16 protein-coding genes are annotated in these 19,749 nt (G+C 53.7%); 13 read left to right on the top strand and 3 right to left on the bottom strand.

The annotated features are described in order from the left end of the window. Positions 1 to 29: 29 nt before the first annotated feature. Positions 30 to 3,761 carry an autotransporter domain-containing protein gene (locus MIM_RS14540; RefSeq protein ID WP_025373489.1) on the bottom strand — a complete coding sequence of 1,244 codons (3,732 nt, stop codon included), beginning with the start codon at positions 3,759 to 3,761 and terminating at the stop codon, positions 30 to 32. 456 nt (positions 3,762 to 4,217) lie between these two features. On the opposite strand from MIM_RS14540, the gene MIM_RS14535 reads away from it, so the two are divergent. The 8 genes from MIM_RS14535 to MIM_RS14495 all read left to right on the top strand — a co-directional run bounded on the left by MIM_RS14535 (position 4,218) and on the right by MIM_RS14495 (position 12,877). After that, positions 4,218 to 5,099: a phosphoribosylaminoimidazolesuccinocarboxamide synthase gene (locus MIM_RS14535; RefSeq protein WP_025373488.1), complete on the top strand. Its 882-nt coding sequence runs from the start codon at positions 4,218 to 4,220 to the stop codon at positions 5,097 to 5,099. 85 nt (positions 5,100 to 5,184) lie between these two features. Next, positions 5,185 to 5,658 (top strand): 5-(carboxyamino)imidazole ribonucleotide mutase, encoded by a 474-nt coding sequence (gene purE, locus MIM_RS14530; protein ID WP_144084755.1) that lies wholly within the window; start codon positions 5,185 to 5,187, stop codon positions 5,656 to 5,658. Positions 5,659 to 5,672: 14 nt separating this feature from the next. Continuing rightward, on the top strand, positions 5,673 to 6,860 hold the full coding sequence (locus tag MIM_RS14525; protein ID WP_025373486.1) for a 5-(carboxyamino)imidazole ribonucleotide synthase: 1,188 nt from the start codon (positions 5,673 to 5,675) through the stop codon (positions 6,858 to 6,860). Positions 6,861 to 6,957: 97 nt separating this feature from the next. Then, positions 6,958 to 7,968, top strand: coding sequence for an L-threonylcarbamoyladenylate synthase (locus tag MIM_RS14520; RefSeq protein WP_025373485.1), 1,011 nt, complete (start codon positions 6,958 to 6,960; stop codon positions 7,966 to 7,968). 881 nt (positions 7,969 to 8,849) lie between these two features. Further along, on the top strand, positions 8,850 to 9,116 hold the full coding sequence (locus MIM_RS14510) for a hypothetical protein (protein ID WP_025373484.1): 267 nt from the start codon (positions 8,850 to 8,852) through the stop codon (positions 9,114 to 9,116). Positions 9,117 to 9,210: 94 nt separating this feature from the next. Then, positions 9,211 to 10,839 carry a hypothetical protein gene (locus tag MIM_RS14505; protein WP_025373483.1) on the top strand — a complete coding sequence of 543 codons (1,629 nt, stop codon included), beginning with the start codon at positions 9,211 to 9,213 and terminating at the stop codon, positions 10,837 to 10,839. Between the two features lie 275 nt (positions 10,840 to 11,114). After that, positions 11,115 to 11,534, top strand: a complete 420-nt coding sequence (locus MIM_RS14500) for a type II toxin-antitoxin system HicB family antitoxin (RefSeq protein ID WP_025373482.1) — start codon at positions 11,115 to 11,117, stop codon at positions 11,532 to 11,534. Between the two features lie 149 nt (positions 11,535 to 11,683). Beyond that, complete coding sequence (locus MIM_RS14495; protein ID WP_025373481.1) at positions 11,684 to 12,877, top strand: M20 aminoacylase family protein; 1,194 nt, start codon at positions 11,684 to 11,686, stop codon at positions 12,875 to 12,877. 112 nt (positions 12,878 to 12,989) lie between these two features. On the opposite strand, the gene MIM_RS23220 is transcribed toward MIM_RS14495, so the two are convergent. Both MIM_RS23220 and MIM_RS14485 read right to left on the bottom strand, forming a co-directional pair. Then, a complete protein-coding gene (locus tag MIM_RS23220; protein WP_158318739.1) occupies positions 12,990 to 13,130 on the bottom strand; it encodes a hypothetical protein in 141 nt (46 codons plus the stop codon). 190 nt (positions 13,131 to 13,320) lie between these two features. Continuing rightward, entirely contained in the window at positions 13,321 to 14,088 is a 768-nt protein-coding gene (locus tag MIM_RS14485) for a TetR/AcrR family transcriptional regulator (RefSeq protein WP_084458998.1), read from the bottom strand. Positions 14,089 to 14,207: 119 nt separating this feature from the next. Here MIM_RS14485 and MIM_RS14480 point away from each other — a divergent pair, with 119 nt between their 5' ends. From MIM_RS14480 to MIM_RS14460, 5 genes are read left to right on the top strand one after another with little or no spacing between them, the layout of a single operon-like run. Continuing rightward, positions 14,208 to 15,470, top strand: coding sequence for an alpha/beta hydrolase (locus tag MIM_RS14480; protein WP_144084652.1), 1,263 nt, complete (start codon positions 14,208 to 14,210; stop codon positions 15,468 to 15,470). A gap of 23 nt (positions 15,471 to 15,493) precedes the next feature. Continuing rightward, the gene (locus tag MIM_RS14475) at positions 15,494 to 16,390 is read left to right on the top strand and encodes a VOC family protein (RefSeq protein WP_025373478.1); all 897 of its coding nucleotides are present in this window, start codon (positions 15,494 to 15,496) and stop codon (positions 16,388 to 16,390) included. A 23-nt stretch (positions 16,391 to 16,413) separates the two neighbouring features. Next, on the top strand, positions 16,414 to 18,102 hold the full coding sequence (locus MIM_RS14470) for an AMP-binding protein (RefSeq protein ID WP_025373477.1): 1,689 nt from the start codon (positions 16,414 to 16,416) through the stop codon (positions 18,100 to 18,102). Beyond that, the gene (locus tag MIM_RS14465; RefSeq protein WP_025373476.1) at positions 18,089 to 18,565 is read left to right on the top strand and encodes an acyl-CoA thioesterase; all 477 of its coding nucleotides are present in this window, start codon (positions 18,089 to 18,091) and stop codon (positions 18,563 to 18,565) included. Before MIM_RS14470 ends, MIM_RS14465 begins: the two co-directional genes overlap by 14 nt. Beyond that, positions 18,562 to 19,716 (top strand): FAD-dependent monooxygenase, encoded by a 1,155-nt coding sequence (locus MIM_RS14460; protein WP_025373475.1) that lies wholly within the window; start codon positions 18,562 to 18,564, stop codon positions 19,714 to 19,716. Before MIM_RS14465 ends, MIM_RS14460 begins: the two co-directional genes overlap by 4 nt. Positions 19,717 to 19,749: the final 33 nt, after the last annotated feature.

The raw sequence follows: 19,749 nt of genomic DNA, 5'->3' as shown, positions 1-19,749 counted from the left end.
GAAGCAATCGTCGGGCATACGTTGGGCGATCAGAACGCATACCGGATACCCAGGGACAAGGTGTGATCCGATACCTTCCTGCCGAATCGGCCGTCATAATACAAACCTGCGGAAAGACGCTTGTCGGGGTTGGCCTGTATCCCCAATTCAGTGACGAACGCGTTTCGGGAAAGCGGAGTTCCACGGACGTCGAATGAGTTGCCGCCTGGATACTTCACTGACGCCTTGGGATTAATATCTCCGACGTTGTAATTCCAGCCAATCATGCCGGACAGTTTGATTGCTGTACCTGAGCCACTTTCAATGACATTTGATATTCTTGCGCCCAGGATATTGGATACAACATTAGTCGATTGAGATTTGCCCGATACCTTGCTGGCATCCCCATCTTCATTGAATGCGCGGGTCTTCAGATGTATATATGCGCTGTTGATAAACGGTTCGATGACAACGGCTTTTGCCGCAAATTTGTAGCCAAGCTCGCCATAGACTTGCATGGTGTTAGCACTGTATTTGGCCTTGTTTCCGGACCTGACGTCCACAAAGCCACTGCGTTGGGTGGTTATTGCATGGTGAGCCAGGGAGGCACCGACGCGCAATCCAAAATGTTCGCGTTCTGTGGCAGCATACGCGCCCACTTGATAACCGTCTACTTTGGCTGACGCGCGCTCGCTCTTGAGCGAACTATTGGACAGACCCACCAGGGCCCCGGCTCGCCAGTTGTGGTTCATCACATGATCTACACCAAAGATCACGCCGCCGATATTGCGATCCAGCCCGGCGGCGTTGCCATCCCCCTTGTGTTTTTGCCAGGAACCCAGCACCTTGCCCCACACGTTCGTATTCGTGTCCGTATGCGGCTTGCGCTCCATGCCGGCACGATCATTGGACTGGACAGCCGCGTACCCGGTCCGGCCGAGGGCGGCATCCCGCATGTAGCGCGTGTCGTTGAGCAGTACCTGTTTGAGTGAGGCGTGAATATCGACATTGGACAACTGCTGCAGGTTATTGGCTGCTTCCTGGCGTGAGGCCGACGTGAGTAAGGCATCATACAAGGGGTGGCCAGACGTCAGTGACTCAATGCCTCCGCCAATCTGTTTCTGGTTGTAGGTCTGGCCTGCTGTCCCAAAGCCAAGCTGGCTTCTGCCTAGCGTCAGGCCCACGGTCTGTGGCCAGTAGCGTAAGCCGGCGGCAATAAAGGGCAGGTCAATATCGAGCCGGGCCTGATCGAAAGCGCCGGTCACGCCCGCACCGGCAGTCAGAATCTCATACGGTTTTTGCGTGCTCTGTCTGACCTGTTGCGCCAGTTGTGTTCTGGATAGACGGGCAATACCGACATCAACCACGCCACCATGAATATCCGCGTAGTTTTCAACTTTCAATACGTCATGGTTGCCCTGACCATCGACCTCGATGGCCAGTCGTGAACCCGGCTCGAAGACCGCATTGCCCGCAGCGGCGCCGGTAGCGCCTGAATGCGCGACAGTCAATGTGCCTATGGAATTGCCCGGCGATACAATCCCACCCTGACGGACCTGAATGCCACCGACCCGGCCCGTACCGCTGAGCATCCCGCCACTATAAACAATTGTTTGTGAGATCGTTGAACCGTCGACAGCAAGCCGACCATCATAGACATGGGTGGAACCCGTATAGGTATTGTTGCCGTGCAGACGGAAGGTGCCACCACCCAGCACTGTAACGTCTCCGGAACCGGTAATATTGTCCTTGTAGGCCCATTCATCAGAACGGGCAAAAACCAGCGAGCTGTTATTGATGATGTTGCCGGTCACGCTGCCGGTTCTGCCGCCGATACCGAATTGCAGCACGCCCTCGGTAATTTTTGTGCCGCCGGTATAATGACTGTTACCCGCAAGCGCGAGCAGGCCGGCGCCTTTTTTCTCCAGACCGCCGGGACCGGAAATATCGTTGGTCCAGACATCGGCCACGCATGCATCTTCGGCGCAGGCTTCTGTTTTTTTGCCCGGAATGTTAACCACAAAATTGATATATTCAAATGCGTTTTCCGGGGTGTCTGCTGCGTTGTTCGGCTGTATGCGCGTGAGCTCATGCTCATAGGCCTGCCTGCGAAACGCCGCCTCTTGTGGGGCCAGTTGCTGGTTCTGTGCAAGCAATTGGGCTGCCAGTTGATGATCACCCGCTTTTTCCGCTTCTGCAGCACGTTGGGCATTGTCGATCATTTGCAATTTCAGTTCATACGCCTGTGTAGCGTAATAATCGGCTTTTGCAACGATCGGATTGTATTTGTCTGCAGCCTCTATTTCGTATTGTTTAAGCTTTTCAATATAGTCCCTGCTTAGTGCAAACAAGGTGCGCGGTCCGCCCATGGCGGCCTCCAGGTCCATTGCGCCCCAGCCATACACACGGTCAATGCCGGGCGCGCCAATATCCTGTGCCGTGCTCAGCACAATGTCACGGATCTGCCAGTTCTGAAGATAGGGAAACCGGGACTTTGTGACCGCAAGCCCGGCTGTCAGTGTCGGCGCTGCCATGGACGTACCCATTGCCATCCGGTATATCGGCTGCAGGTTTTTCGGATCCATGACCTCGGCCTCAGGCGAACCGGGTGGTGCTTTACTGGTCACTGCGAGACTCAGGATCCGATATTTGTCCGAAGAAATGTTGCCATTCAGAGGTTCATAAATGTACTTCTGGCCGCTGGCACCGGGGTAATAGTAGTCTACCGGGTAAGGCAGGCTGGGCAGGGCGGTGGCATAGGCCTTATTCGGCTCAGCCAGCATGCCGCCTGCCGCGCCGATGCACCAGTATTTACTGATACCGCAAATGTTTGAATAACTGTTGATATCGTTGGTGCCATTCAGAATGACTGCACTTACAATACCCTTTTCTATTCGGCTCCAGTCGGCATCGGTCAGATCCGTCGCGAGATAATTCAGATAGGGGATGCTATTTATGCCGGTGGCATTTCCGATCCCTCGGAACAATCTGGGGCGCGTGTCGTGTTTGTTGAACGCTGCATTGAATGCAGCATAATAACGATCATTTCCAGCCGAACTCACATTGACGACACCGTTGGCAGAACTGAACTCGATGTGCCCATTGTTGCGATATTGCCGCATGTGGCGAATATCCGGGCCATGTGCGCCGGTTTTGCTGTCGGGAAGGGCTACAGGAAACGCGTAATTGGCAAAGTTGTATCCGTAACTGTGATTGATGAAATCCGCACCCGAGCTGACGATGGTTTGCCCGAGCTTGAACAGAGATTCTCCTGCCTTCAGATACGCTTCGTACAGTCTTGCGAAGTCGCCTGCCACGAAATCGGTGGCGCCGAAAGCGCCGCCGTGCATGCCTTTGCCGTCCTTTCTGGCTGCGATGATGCCCGCGACGTGCATGCCGTGATAGGCAGGCTTTCCTGTGCCCGCATCGAATTTCGGCGTGGTGGCCAAAGGATAGCTGCCAACGGTGCTGAAGCTGATCCCCGCCAATTCAGGATGTGCGATATATAGCGGGCTGTCCAGCTGACCCACCTTTACTCGTTGGCCGGTTGCGCCCGCCGCATAGGCCGCATCGAACTTATGTAAATTGAGTCCCCAGTTTGCATAAAACTCGGGCGTTCTGAAGCTTGCCCGGTCACCGCCAGTGCTGGGCGTAAATAATTGCGGGTTGCTCGTTTGTGCATTGGCGACTGCATCGTGTATCGGTGCAAACGCAGAGCCACCCAATAGAAGGGCAATAAGCGTATGAAAATGAAGTGCTTTATACCGAAATGAATAGTTCATTTTGTCTCCGAATATTGTCTTTAGGCAAAGCCCAACTGCATAACGGTTGGTGCATGACAAAATTAATCACATTATTATTTTGTGTAAACTCGGATGAGGACGAAATGTTTTGCAAAAAGCCCCTCGGGTGACTATCCGGGATGAGCCGTGTCAGCGAGCCCGGCGGCGTGCCCGACGACGATGGGTATTTTTTTCGGTCGGTAGACGCGTTTTTTCAGCGATACAGGTAGAGCCCGCATTAACCATGCGAGGCTGACGACGGCTCCGCCTCCCGTGACGGCCGACCATGGATACCACACCCCAACAATGCGTTGTGGCGGGGTTTTTTGCGTAAAAGCACAACAGATAGCGGTAAAATAACGGATTATTCCCATTTCTGTTCCATGAACATACGCGCGCGCCCATGCTTTTGGGCCCTGCGTACGGCATGATATTTTCCCTTGCAAAGGATTTCCGGTGACATCTGCGCTTCTTCAATCCGATATTCAGTCTCTGCCATTGCTGGCACGTGGTAAAGTCCGTGATATGTACGCTGTGGGCGACGACAAACTGTTGATTGTTGCTTCTGATCGTATTTCCGCATTCGATGTCATCCTGGATGACCCCATTCCCGGCAAGGGCCAGGTGCTGACTGAACTGACCGAATTCTGGCTGAAGAAACTGGGCCATATCATTCCCACCCATGTGACCGGCATAGCACCCGAAGACGTGGTGCAGCCTTCGGAAGCAGATCAGGTCCGCGGCCGGGCCATGGTCGTCAAGCGCCTGAAGCCGGTACTGGTAGAAGCCGTTGCTCGCGGCTACCTGATCGGTTCCGGCTGGAACGACTATCAGAAAACCGGCGCCATCTGCGGCGTGAGCCTGCCTGCGGGTCTTGTGCAGGCTCAGAAATTGGCATCACCTATCTTTACACCGGCGGCCAAGGCCGAAATGGGCTCGCACGATGAGAACGTTGATTTTGCCCATGTCGTACGCGAAGTCGGGCAGGAGGTCGCCGAGCAGATCCGTGACATCACGCTGCGCCTTTACACCGAGGCGGCCGATTATGCCGCAGAAAAAGGCATCATCATAGCCGACACGAAATTCGAATTCGGTCTGGACGAAAAAGGCGTGCTGCATCTGATGGATGAAGTGCTCACACCAGACTCATCCCGTTTCTGGCCAGCAGACTCCTATCAGACAGGCATCAGCCCACCATCCTTCGACAAACAGTTTGTACGCGACTGGCTGGAAACCCAGCCCTGGAACAAGACGGCGCCGGCGCCGCGGCTGCCGCAAGAGGTCTTGCAGAAAACCGCAGACAAGTATCGCGAGGCGGCGACCCGCCTGATCGGGTGAGCAGGGCGCTATGAACAACACAGTTAATCCCGGTAATCAAAATACCGAATCGCAGCAGGCAGATCAACCACTGGTTGGCGTCATCATGGGCTCGTCCAGTGACTGGGACGTCATGAAAAACGCCACAGACATGCTCGAGCAATTCGGTGTCTCTTACAAGGCGCAGGTCATCTCGGCCCATCGTATGCCTCAGGACATGGCCGAATACGGTGCGGCAGCCTATGATCGCGGCTTGCGCGCCATTATCGCCGGTGCCGGCGGTGCCGCTCATTTGCCAGGCATGATGGCGGCGCTCACAGAGGTGCCGGTGTTTGGCGTGCCGGTCCCATCGCGTTATCTGCGCGGCGAAGATTCGCTGTTATCCATCGTGCAAATGCCCAAGGGCATTCCAGTGGCTACTTTTGCCATCGGCGAAGCCGGCGCTGCCAATGCCGCGCTGCACGTGATTGCCATGCTGGCCATGAACAACCCGGCGTTGCGCGAGCAATTGCGTGCGTTTCGTGAGAAACAAACCAACGCGGCCAGGGCGATGACCCTGCCGCCGGCTCCTCAGAACTGAAAGAGAATTTTTTAATGCAAACACCAATAGCACTTTCTGACCGCATTCATCCTGGTGAGTGGCTGGGCATGCTGGGCGGCGGCCAGCTGGGCCGCATGTTCTGTCATGAGGCGCAGAAGCTGGGATACAAAGTCGTTGTTCTGGATCCATCCGGCAACAGTCCTGCCGGCATGGTGGCCGAGCGGCATATGGCTGCAGCCTACGACGATATCGTGGCGCTTAAGGAACTGGCCGCCAGCACACCCGCCGTGACCACCGAATTTGAAAACGTACCGGCCAGCAGTCTGAAGCAACTGTCGGCAAGCTGCCGCGTAACGCCTGGTGCCGCAGCGGTCGCCGTGGTACAGGACCGCATCGCTGAAAAGGCATTCATCAGTGCTCAGGATATTCCAGTGGCACCGTATTGTGAGGTGCGCGATGTGAGCGATCTGGAGCAGGCGCAGGATGCATTGTTTCCGGGTATTCTGAAAGTGGCTCGCCTGGGCTATGACGGCAAGGGCCAGCAGCGGGTATCAAGCCGAGCCGAAGCAATTGAAGCGTTTCGTACCTTTGGACAGATTCCCTGCGTACTTGAAGCCATGCTGCCGCTCGACTATGAAATTTCAGTTGTGATGGCGCGGGCAATCAGTGGCGAGACCGCGATTTTCCCAATTGGTATCAACACACATGAGAACGGTATTCTGGCCAGCACGGTTGTTGCCGAGGGTCTGGTTAAGGAAGACCTGGCCAAACAAGCCAGGGAAGCGGCCCTGCGCATTGCTGAAGGCCTGAATTATCAGGGCGTGATGTGTGTCGAATTCTTTGTGCTGTCTGATGGCCGTCTTATTGCAAATGAAATAGCGCCGCGGCCGCACAACAGTGGCCACTACACAATGGACGCCTGTGTCACCAGCCAGTTTGAACAGCAGGTCCGTGTCATGACCGGCATGCCGCTGGGCGCAACGGATTTGCTCACGCCGGTGGTCATGCTCAATATTCTGGGTGACTGCTGGTTCAATGGCAATGCCAGCCATGCGCGTGAGCCTCAATGGCACGACATTCTTGCCATTCCCGGTGTATCGCTGCACCTTTACGGCAAGGACGAGCCACGCCCGGGTCGCAAGGTTGGGCACATCAATGTTGTTGGTACGACCATAGAACAGGCCAAGGAACGGGCGCGGGATGTGATCCGTAAAATGGGCATCCGTACCGTTTTGTCCTGACCGTTTTTCAAATTTATCTCAATCACTTTTTGTCCGAAGAGGCCGTCCAGACAGATCAGGATTACCTTTAATGACCACGCAACGCAAGACCATTCACATGACCGATATGACCACCTCGATTGACTATGCTGCACGCATTTTGGACGAAGGCGGTCTGGTGGCTTTGCCTACCGAAACGGTTTATGGTTTGGGGGCTGACGCAGAAAGCGCGCAGGCCGTGGCCAAAATTTATCAGGCCAAGCAGCGGCCCGCCAACCATCCCCTGATTGTGCATATTGCACCAGAGGCAGATCTGTCCTATTGGACGCGGGATGTGCCGGCAGAAGCACAAAAGCTGATGCAGGCATTCTGGCCCGGGCCACTGACACTGATACTGCCCAAAAACCCGGCAATCACAGATGCGGTTACCGGAGGGCAGGACAGTATCGGCCTGCGTTGCCCCTCACATCCGGTCGCACAGGCGCTGATCCGTGCCTTCGCTCGCTTGCGTCCCTCAGGGCAGGCCGGTATCGCTGCGCCTTCCGCGAATCGCTTCGGTCATGTTTCGCCGACCAAGGCCCAGCACGTGCGCGACGAATTTCCACAGGAATGCGCTGCCGGCATGCCGGTGCTGGAAGGTGGCGATACCGAGATTGGTATTGAATCGACAATCGTGGACGTCTCGCGCATTGCCCAGGGCATGCCGGTGGTGCTACTTCGTCCGGGACATATATCGGCAGCCCAACTGGCACAAGTGCTGGGTTATACCCCGGCCAGCCCGGACGCCGCAGTACCGCGCGCATCGGGCACCCTGAAAGCCCACTATGCGCCGCAAACCCGCCTCAGCCTGTTTGATGCTGCGAACCTGGACAGCCTGCTGGCAGCCCGTCCCGAAGAGGAACGCTGGGCTATCTATGCGTTTAACAGCGCGCCAGCTAATCTGCCAATACAGTTGCAATGGCACCAGGTGTCTGCTGATCCGGTACGCTATGCGCATGACTTATATGCGTTGCTGCGTGATGCCGATCAACAAAATCTGGACCACTTGCTGATAGAGCGCCTGCCGGAAGATACCGAATGGGATGCCGTCGCTGATCGCCTGCAACGCGCTGCTGCCGCCTTCGAATAACATACTAGCAGTTGTGCATTGGCGGTAGCTATAGGTCAATGCATTTTGTGATGATCTTCACTTCGTTTTTGGCTGCGCCAGTAGCCGCTGGGTACAATCCTGGTTTACGTAACCGTTAGGTGAGGCGTGACGATGCGCTCCATACTTTAAATGCTCGCCCAGGATGGTTCGGACGAACGAGTACGCAAGGGGAAATAGTGAGAATTCGTTGGTTTTTATTCAGTTTGTTAACGGTAGTTTGCCTCATTCTTCTAATTTGGATTGTCCAGATATTCATTGCAAACCGAATTGCTCAACGCGATTTTGCTGCTACACCATGTTGGTTTGTTCAAGAGGGTCGGTCGCAGAATTTACCTGGGCTGGTCCCAGGCCCAAAGGGTTTCTATATACCAAACCCATTACGCCAACTCAATCGTCGTTTTGTGGGGTTATATCTTGACGAGACGAGTGTGTATGCTCCACATTTCGCTGTTGCTGCATTGGATGCAGACGGTCGTCCGGCACTTTGGGGTTGGAGTTATCGAAAGATGGATTTTTGGTCTCTTACTGAAAAATCGCAAAGTCGTCGGACTGGCCCATTAGCCACTTTTATAAGTGAAAAGGACATTCGAACCGCTTGCCCCGACTTGAAACAACCAGTGCAGGCTGATCGTATACGCAGCGCAATGGATAAATGAATATTGGGACAATAATATGCTAGCTGCTGCGCGGCTAGGTGATACAGCATCAAAAAAGGCTACTATTGACGAGCAGGTTGTCATCTAGCGGCATTGAAAAGATCATTCGTCCTTTGCGGGAATGCTGTCTTTCAGGCTGGATTGGCTCGACGATCGATCGCAAATGCATAGGAAACCGGTTTTATTCGAGAATAGAGCACAAACATGAAGATAACTGACGTAGAAAAGAACAGAGCAGTCTTTACGACAGAATATGTGATGAAACATCATTCTGATATTGTCCATATTGAAATAGATGACGATCTTGATATTCAGGTTTTCAGTCGTGAAGGTGCCGATATGGACAAAGCAATGTTAGTTTCAATGGCGAGCATCCTGGTGCTTGATGAGTCCCTATTATTACTGCCAGAATTCGGGCAAGGTGATAAATTCATTCGGAAGGATTCATTTTCCCCGTGGGAAAAAGTTTGAAGCCAGAGCCCGGTTTCAAGATTGGTTGATATGCAGTTACCACAGCAGTTTTGAAAACGTTGATGCAATAGTCATCTCTGGATTATTTCATACTATGCTTCTTACTCAATTCATACATACCGCTTTTTCCAATATCAAAGGCCGGATGCCGGACGATTGCTGGGCCGTCAGGCGCAACGCTCACAATCACGGAGAACTGGATGAAGAGACCGTTTTATATTACGACGGAGATGTGACGCTTGCAGAACTGAATTTAGATAATCCTTTGGGCACATCGGTTAATCCCGAAAATTCCCCTATGCCCGCAGATAGCATTCTGCTGATTTTCATTGATGGAAATCTGAAGGTAGAAGGATTAATCGGAAACGAAAATGACGATGGTGCCACGGGATTGATTGTTACTGGGGACGTGACCGCCGGCAATGTCGTTGTCGGCGGACAGGAACTCTACATCGCCGGTTCTATCAGGGTGAACGAACTTTTCTGGGGTAACTACAATCACGGCAGTCTCAACGTTAAAGGCGACCTGGGAGCTGCGGTGATCGCTGCTACAGAGGAATACGATATCAGTACAGGTGGCAAAATGGTGTCAAAGAGGACGCTTTTGCAATTTTCCGGGAGCGATGACGACTGGGGCTTCATGGATGCAGAGGAGCTGGAAAAAATTTTCACTTCCGAATGCATTAATGATGATCCAGACGGCGATCACGCGACGTTGTGGAGAGAAGATGTCCTGCGCCTGCTTCGGTCCGGTAAATCGGTTATTAAACCCGAAGGTCTTGATGTACGCCCTCCAAACATTCCATTTATCTTCCCCACTCGGGAATTGAGCGTAGAAAATATTTTCAGACTGTCTGACCTGTCTCTCATTTCGCTGGAACAGGGTGAGCGCAACCTCGGCTGCTATGAATTTCGGAAGGGTGCAACAGCCTTTCGTGTCAGTCAATATGTTCAAAAGGGTGCACGCAATCCGTGGCGCAAGATTTATGTAGAACACGAGCCCGATATTGCAATTGCGTTAAGTGTCGACCTGCAAAGAGAAAAACGCAGCTTCTGGCAGATATTGACCGGGAAACGCGCTGAGACACACTGGGAGCTGACTCAGCGAATGCGTCTTCCGGGCGATCGTAAACGTGATTGGCGTGTAATGGATGAAGCTGCTCCAGCAGAAATCAAATCCATACGTGATGCCGCGTGGACTACGCTGCTTGAGGCAGCATCCACTTTTGACTATGCTCGCAAACTCATTTCGCCTAGCGATGTGAGAAGTATGCTGGCACTCCCCGTCGCTGAACCCTATGACAATTTCTACACTGATCATAACGGATTCTGGGCACGTGACCTTTTCGTTGCTTTTCGTCAGGACGGATTCATCAGCGACGGCGAACGTGAAGACAGCCTCGTTCGCGTCTCGAAAGAGGCGCGCGCGGCGAATGGGGAGACTGTAACCGAGCACTTTTTTTTCATTCTGCAACGTCAGGCGGACGGATCAGAATGTGTGGTTATCGAGTACATGCCTGATCAGGAGAGGGAGGGGGAGCGATTCGCGCTCAGCTATCTTGGCGGTCGCAAGCTGGATGTCGCCCATCGGATATTTCGGCTGGCCAGGCGCAAGCTGTTGATGGCGAACAATGAGTTACTCGAAGGCGAGCCACCCGATGAAGATGACGAATTCGCTTTGGCACATTGGCGTAAAAAGGGATATTTGAGAGACGAGAATTAGCGTTTTCTCAGCGCTCTTGAACGGACTTCTTGATATGTGGGAATTTTTAAAAACATTCTTTAGCCAAAATATAGCAGCAGGTCTGCTGATGGGCGTAATGTTGCTGCTATTCACAAACCTGCGTTTTGACTACGCGGTTTATGTATTTCTGACAGTTATTGTTGGTTTTCTTGTTTTTATCTATTGGCCGCGGAAAGGGAAGTGAGCTGTTGATGATCAGTTTTTTTATGTAATGATCACCAGGCGTCGCCCTTAGGCCATCAGGAGAAAATCGCATGTTAATTTATCCCGTCATATTAACACCAGATGATAATGGCACCTTGCTAGTCGGATTTCCCGATATTCCTGAAGCGAACTCGGTCGGGGATGATGAGCAAGAGGCGCTGTTAAATGCTGAGGATGCATTAGAGGCTGCGTTCGAGATTTATTTTGATGAAAAGCGCCCGATTCCAATGCCATCCAAATTAAAAAAAGGGCAGCAGTCCGTCACTCTGCCGGCACTGGTCACTGCCAAAGTGTTGCTTATGAATGAGATGCTTGAGCAAAAGGTTCGCAAGGCCGAACTTGCACGCAGGCTGGACGTTCGTATGCCGCAGGTTGATCGGCTGCTGGATTTGCAGCATTCGACGAAGCTGGAGTTTATTGAATCGGCCTATCGTGAGCTCGGCAAACGTATCAGCATAAGTATGCTTTGAGTTTTTAACCTGTCCGCCAGGCGTTTTGTCTCTGTTTCTTGGGAAAAACCCGATCTACTGGGGTTTTTCTTGCGCCAATACCCGACTTGGCTTTGCCTGGCAACAGAAACCGGATTATGATGATTCTATTGGAGTCTCCGGAACGAAATATGTTAGAAATCAAGAACTTTCAGGAAATGGTGGATGTGCGCAAGGATATCCATGCCCATCCTGAACTGGCCTACGAAGAGAACAGAACCGCACAGGTGATCTGCGGCAAGCTCAAGGAGTGGGGTATCCCTTACGAGGCGGGCATAGGCAAAACAGGTGTGGTCGCTACTATCCGTGCGGGCACGTCCGACAAGGCCATTGCCTTGCGTGCCGATATGGACGCATTGCCCATGCAGGAGGAAAACCACTTCGCGCACCGTTCGCAGCACGATGGCAAAATGCACGGCTGCGGTCACGACGGTCATACCACCATGCTGCTCGCGGCAGCACATTACCTGAATGACACACGTAATTTCGACGGTACGGTTCATTTGATATTTCAGCCCGCAGAAGAGGGCGCAGCCGGCGCCAAAGCCATGCTGGATGATGGCTTGCTGGACCGCTTTCCCTGCGAAGCGATTTTTGGCATGCACAACTGGCCGGGGTTGCCTGAAGGGGCCTTCGGTTATCGTAGCGGGCCGCTCATGGCGTCCAGTAACGTATTTAAAATCACGGTTTCCGGCAAGGGTGGTCATGCAGCGGCGCCAGCCGATTGTGCCGATCCGGTGCCGGCCATCGCGCAAATTGCAGTTGCATTGCAAACCATTGTGTCGCGTTCTGTTCGTCCCATTGATCCTGCCGTTTTATCCATCACGCAAATCCACACCGGGTCGGCGAATAATGTGATTCCCGATAGTGGCTGGCTGGGCGGAGCGGTGCGCTGTTTTTCAGATGACGTTATTGATATCATGGAAAACCGCATGCGCGAACTGGCCACGCAGATTGCCGCCAGCTTCGGCTGCACCTGTGAGGTGGATTTTGACCGTCGCTACCCGCCGCTGGTGAATACGCCCGATGAAACCGAGTTCTGCCGCGAGGTTATGGAATCGCTGTACGGTGACCGCAGCGCCGACATGGTGCGCGAACATGTGCAAGTGATGCCGTCCGAAGATTTCTCTTTCTTCTTGCGGGAACGCCCGGGCAGTTATGTTTTTCTGGGAAATGGTGATGGAAATCACCGTGAACCCGACCATGGCCTGGGGCCCTGCATGCTGCACAATCCCAGTTACGATTTCAACGATAAGCTGATTCCTATTGGCGCCAGCTACTGGATTCGACTGACGGAAACGTATCTGGCGGCCAAAGCCGGGTAATAGCAGATTTCTAGCAAGCGTGATTGACACAGTGCCCGGAAGGTCGATGATGTGCTGTCCGGCTTTTGTTGCCGACGGCGTAGGCACATGGCGCATGTCGTCAAAGTAAAAATCAGGGGCCGTAATCAGGCAAGTCATATGCTAAATCAATGGCCTGCGCTTTGTCTTCTCCGTAGCTGATGGCTTCCGGAATATGCGGAAAGGTCACCATAAATCCCGGGCCATCGGGTGTCAGCGTAAAGGGATATTTCATAGTTGTTTTCCTTTCTGTTTGGTGATCGCTTCGTATAGAGCCGCCGCAATGACGTTTGTCACAGGCCAAGCGTTTTAATATCGCTTTTCGAGTACCCTCTGGTAACGCCTTCGAGTGCCTGGCAAGGGTACAGTGCCTGCCGTTTTATCTGCGGCCGAATGCCGCCGGAGCAGACGCAGGTGCGTGAGCGTTATTTGCTGTCGGACAGAACCAATTTTTCCAGGTAATCGAGATCCTCACGAACCAGACGCAGCGATTCGCGTACATCCGGCACTTCCGGTCGTCTTGCTGCTTCGCGCAACAACGAATTGACAGCCATGTCAGCCATGATTTCGGCTACGTTGGCGCGATCCAGTCTGCCCTCTGGCTTGTACCACCAGGCTGACCAGTTACACATGCCGATCAGACTGAACGCAGCTACATGTGCGTCGACCATGCGAAACACGCCCTCCCTGATCCCTCTTTCTATGACATGGCTGAAATTTTCAAGCACATTGCGGCGCGCATTCTGCACGGATACGCGCTGCTTTGGTGACAAATCGGCCTCAGTACGATCCGCCACCCGGAACTCTGCAGGACGTGACAGAATCAGGTCAGCGTGTTGGGTGACCAGCGCTCGCAATGCAGTCACCGGGTCAAGATCGTCACGAGCAACCGTGTCGCCGGCCAGCTTGCGCGCCGCGCTCAGCACTTCTTCTGTGAGCGATTGCTGAATCTGTTCCTTGTTCTTGAAATAGTAATACACCGCGGTACGGCTCAATCCCAGCGCTTCGGCAATGTCCTGGATACTGGTGCCGCCGGTGCCCCTCTCAATGAAAAGCGTTGCTGCTACATCCAGAATGGCACTGCGTAGCGCTTCTCCCTTGAGCGTAGCCTTTGTCGAAATGTCGTTCACTGTTGTACTCCCTGTCGCAACACAGTCATTAAACCCCAGTTGGCTGCCGATTGTATAGACCATTATTTTCCTTGATTTGACGGATTCGTCAAATATTAAAAATTAATTGACATACAAGTCAAATAATTATCTAATGTGTCAAATAACACTGAAATGACATTAGACATTAGTTAAGGAGAACGATTGTGGCAACAAATCCTTCTGCAAATCCTGTTACCGCTGGGTTTCTGAATACGGACTGGAATCCACGTGATTTACCAGCGGGCACTTCAACCCGCAACGTGGTCCTGCGCTGTGCCGATGGCGCCGCCACCTCGGGCTCTCTGTACCAGCCTGCCGGCAAGCCATGCAGGACGGTAGTATGCATCATGCATCCGCGTGAATTCATGGCGTGCCATTACCTTATTCCAGATATTGTTGCGGCAGGCTTCGCCGCCTGGTCTCAGGGAGCACGATCAGTGGGCAATGACTTGCGCCTGGAACATGAGTTCGCATTACATGATGTCACCGCTGGCCTGACTTTCCTGCGTGAGCAGAACTTCGAGAATATTGTTCTGCTGGGTAATTCGGGAGGGGCGGGATTGTATTCGCTTTACGCTGAACAATCGGCTTTGCCCGGGACGCAACGTATTGCGCGCAGCCCGGCTGGTAAGCGGACCGGTTTGGGCGATCTGGACATGCCGCGGGTTCACGGCATGGTTCTGGTCGGCCCGCACCCAGGGCAGGGGGCATTGTTAATGAATTGTATTGACCCATCTGTTGCGCAGGAGGGTGATGCCCTGTCTGTCGTATCTGACCTGGATCCGCTGGATCCTGCCAATGGCTATAAACCGAATGGACAGGCGCGTTATTCACCAGAATTTATCGAACGCTATCGTGCCGGCCAGCACGAAAGGGTTGCCCGTTTGGACGCGGCCGCGCAGCAGATGATCGACACGCGAATGAAGGCGCGCGAGGGGGTGAAAACGCAGGCTGACAGCGCTGCAGATGACAAACGGCTCGCTGCTCATACACCGGTGCTGATCGTCTGGCGAACCGATGCAGACTTGCGTTGCCTGGATCTGAGTCTCGATCCCTCTGACCGCCATCCGGGCTCCTTGTGGGGCAAAAATCCTTATTCATCGAACTATGGCGCAGTTGGTTTCGCACGTTTCTGTACACCGGAGAGCTGGCTCTCGACCTGGTCGGCGCTTTCATCCAATGCGAGTCTGTCGCGTACTGCCCCGGCCATTGACATACCAACGCTGGTGATCGAATACACCGGCGATCAGGCCTGCTTTCCGGGTGACGTGCAGACGATCTATAGCGCACTCGCGGCCCAGGACAAGCAGCACCTTCGCATTCGCGGCGATCACCATGGTCGGGCCCTGGCGGACAATGAAGAACCCGGACGATACCAGGCTGGTCGCGATCTGGCCCGCTGGCTGCAGGCGCGTTTTCTTTGATTAATGCCCAATGGAGATTTCACATGACTGATATTCACGATACGCCCGGTGTACTTCGGCTGCACGGCGTTGACCATACGGCGAGGCCGACATGGCGCCTGCGCGAGACGGTCGCATTTTACCGCGACGTGCTGGGCTTACGTCTGGTTCATGTAATTTCAGCTCGCGGTTGGGGGCCAGCGAGTCATCCGGATTTTCTGCATTTCTTTTTCGATAGTGGTAACGGCAGCACAATCGCATTTTTTTACTATCTGGGTTCACGCGAACCTGAAACGATGCAAGGGCGCAGCAGTATGCGGCCTCTGCCGGAAGATCATGTTGCTGACGCGACGCATACTGCCTGGCTGGTGCGCAGTGAAGACGAACTCAAAGCCTGGAAAAAAAGGCTTGAGGATGCAAAGCTGGATGTCTCCGTTGAGACGCGCCATGAAGTGATCGAGTCGATCTATGTTCGCGACCCCAATGGCTATTTCATTGAATTTACCCGTAAATTGAGGCCGTTGGGACGGGTTGACGAAGTTGACGCCAACCTGACGATACAGGCTGCAATACAGGCAGAAGATAGTGCCTTTTCCAAGGGCGAGCGCATCCGACATATAGATGAGGTATGGAACCGCAAGGCAGCGTTGCTGGAGCACCAAGGCGCAATGGGCCAGATGCCTGCTGCGAGCGTTCGCATCTTTGTGCCATGCGTCGAAGAGTTCGCGCCGCTGGTGCGTGACGCAGAACAACGCGATGATTGTCAGGTCGTCAAAAACGAATATTTCGATTGTATTTATGCGGACCAGCCGCTGGAGTTTCGCCGCAAGGTGCTTGGGTTGAAACCGGCGGTGTGGTACGGCTTATTTACAGGCGGCGTCAGCGGTGATATTGAAGTGCTGGACCGAGACCGGGTTCTGATTGTGCCTACGGCAGCATGATCTATTGGCAGGAGACACCAAAAATGCAAAATATTCGTTACCCCATTGAGGGTGTTATATACCATGAACGGGCGCGCGCACGCGCCTGGCTGGACAACGGTACGTGGCAACAACGGACAGTGGGCCAATTGCTGCATGCTACTGCGCGTCGGTGTGGTGAAAGACAAGCGATCATCACAGAGCAAGGTAGCGTCACGTTTGTACAACTGGATGAGCAAACCGAGAGGTTGGCTGCGGCGTTGTTGAAGCTGGGTCTCAAACCAGGCGACCGTGCCATTTTTCAGATGGGTACTACGCTTGAGACCGTCATTGCGCTGCTGGCTTGTTATAAAGCGGGCATCGTACCTGTTTGTTCTCTGCCGCAGCACCGGGAACTGGAAATTGGTCAATTGGTTCGCCAGTCTGGCGCACGTGGATACTTTGTTCAGGCTGATTTTGGCACCTTTGATCTGGTTGCTTTCGCGCAGCGAATGATGTCCGACCATGCAGGATTGACACAGCTGGTGGTGGCGCGCGGGGATTCATCGGCTGGCAACGATATGCGTGCGTTGATCGAGGGCATGCCGTTCGCGCGGGCGCAGACCATCGTCGCCGAGAATGCGCCTGGGTGTGAGGATGTACTGGCGTTTCAGTTGTCTGGCGGTACGACCGGCATCCCAAAAATCATTCCGCGATTTCATGCTGAGTACATCGCGCATTCACTTGCCTGTGCAAAGAACTATCAGCTTGGCGAAGATGACCGTTTCATTTGGGCTTTACCGTTATTGCACAATGCCGCTCAGGTGTATGTCCTGATGCCGGTTATCGCGATGGGTGTGTCAGCAGTTCTCATGCCAAGGGTTGATGTGCCGCTTATGTTGACGCTGATTGAGCGGTATCGGGTCACGCGGGCGATTTCAATCGGACCGATTGCACCACAATTGATGGCCTATTCCGAACTGGCGCAGCATGACTTATCGTCCCTGCGTTTGTTTATAACGATGAGCGCAGCCGAGAGGCTGGAAGAACATTTGCGCATCCCGTGCTCCAATCTGTTTGGTATTACCGAAGGTTTGCTGCTTGGGTCACCGGCCAGTGCAGCGCCGTACATCCGCCACAAAACCCAGGGTCGCTCGGGTTGTGCCGACGACGAAATTCGACTATTGGCGCCAGGCACTGAAGTGCAGGTTGAAGCGGGGCAGATGGGCGAACTGTGTTTTCGCGGTCCGGCGACCATTCCCGGATTTTTCGACGCGCAGGAAGCCAATGCCCAGGCTTACACGTCAGAGGGCTTTTATCGAACGGGCGACATGATGATAGAACGAATTGTAGATGGCCAGTCCTATTACAGCTTCGAAGGCAGACTGCGGGACAACATCAATCGTGGCGGCGAGAAGATCGGCTGCGAAGAGGTTGAAGCACTGGTCAGCGCACATCACGCCATTTCCGAAGCACGCCTGGTCGCCATGCCGGATCCCATTTATGGCGAGAAGGGCTGCGTCTTTGTCACCGTACGGCCTGGTTACGCTGCGCCTACCGTCCATGAATTGATGTTGTTCCTCGTTGAAAAGGGTCTGGCCAAGTATAAGTGCCCCGAACGTGTGGAGGTCGTTGAAGCCTTTCCGGTTACCAAAGTGGGCAAGCTGGACAAGATGATGTTGCGCAGAATGATTGCAGATTTGCTCAATCGCGAAGCCCGGCAGGGCACGGAGGAAAATAATGATAAGTACTGAGTACGTAGTGAACGACGCGCCGTTTGTGATTCGACGACGGGTAAAGTGGGGCGATTGCGATCCTGCCGGCGTGGTCTATACCGTCACATTCAGCGAGTATGTCATCTCGGCGGCCGAGCTTTTTTACGGAAAACTGCTGGGTGGAACACCTCAGCGCGTAAAAGATGAGCATGGCTTTGGCACGCCAACGCGTGCATTGATATTTGATTTTCGCACCTCGCTTTGGCCTGATGAAGAGTTTGATATGGCTGTCTATGTTGAGCATATCAGGCAGCGCACGTATACCTTGCACATCGCCGGCAGTGTACGTGGCCAGGCGGCTTTCGATGCACGATTGACGCCCATTTGCGTAGCTCGCGGCGAGCGTAGAGCCATTGTCCTACCCGAGATACTGCGCGATGCGCTGGTCGGTTATCAACGTGACTGCGAACAGCAGGCACCATACGGGAGTACGAACCAATGAAGATTGCTGTTATCGGCGCCGGACCTGCGGGCCTGTATTTTTCTCTGCTGGCCAAGAAACAGGATCCTGCTCATGAGATACGCGTTTATGAGCAAAACCCCCGAGGCGCTACCTATGGCTGGGGCGTGGTATTTTCCGACGTGGGATTGGCGTTCCTGCGCGAGGCCGATCCTGATTTTTTCGCTACATTCGTGGCGCATCACGAGCGCTGCGACTATATGCAGATTATTCATCAGGGTACGAGTGTACAGGTGCACGGCAATCATTTCTCACGCACGGCAAGACTGGATATGCTGGACGTCCTGGAACAGGCCTGTCTACAGGCCGGCGTGCACATTGAGCACAATTGCCGCATCGACAATATAGAACAGCTAGCAGCCGAAGCGGATATGGTGGTGGCGGCAGATGGCAGCAATAGCGCCGTCCGCAAGCAATTTGCCGATCAGTTCTGCCCCAGCTTTGAGCGGCGTCGCAATAAATTTGCCTGGTATGGAACGCATCAGCGCTTTCATCCTGTCTCGCTTATCTTTCGGGAAACCGAGAGCGGTATTTTTATCGCACACAGTTACCAATACAGCGCGACGTTGAGTACGTTTCTGGTCGAAGTTGACCCGGATACCTGGCATCGCGCTGGCCTGGATGTGGCCAGCGAAGAGCAGAGCCGTCGTTATTGTGCCGAGGTTTTTCGCGCCGATCTGGGAGCAAACGAACTGCTGACCAATCGCTCCCTGTGGTTTGAAGCCAATATCGTTCGTAATGAAAACTGGTCGTACCGCAATATTGTGTTGCTGGGTGATGCCTTGCGTACGGTTCATTTTTCGCTGGGTTCAGGCACCCGCATGGCCATGCAGGATGCCATCGCATTGAATGAGGGGCTGCGCCAGTATCCCGGTGATGTTCAGGCCGCATTTGGCGTATTCGAGTCCCGGCGCAGGCAGGCTTCGTCCAATTTCCAGCATGCAGCAACGCGCAGCCTGGATTGGTACGAGAACGTCGCGGACAAGATGCATCTGGATCCGGTGTCCTTTGCCTACGACTATATGAGACGCACCGGGCAGGTCAGTCATGAGGATCTGCGTCAACGGGATCCTGGTTTTACTGCTGCCTATGAAATAAGACACCCCGCCCAGTTTTCCACAGTAGGCACATGACGTGAAAAATTAAACGTAGCCGATAACCATCCA

Source organism: Advenella mimigardefordensis DPN7, assembly GCF_000521505.1.
GTDB lineage: Bacteria > Pseudomonadota > Gammaproteobacteria > Burkholderiales > Burkholderiaceae_B > Advenella > Advenella mimigardefordensis.
The sequence above is the reverse complement of the archived record's forward strand: the minus strand, read 5'-3'. Positions and strand labels throughout refer to the sequence as shown.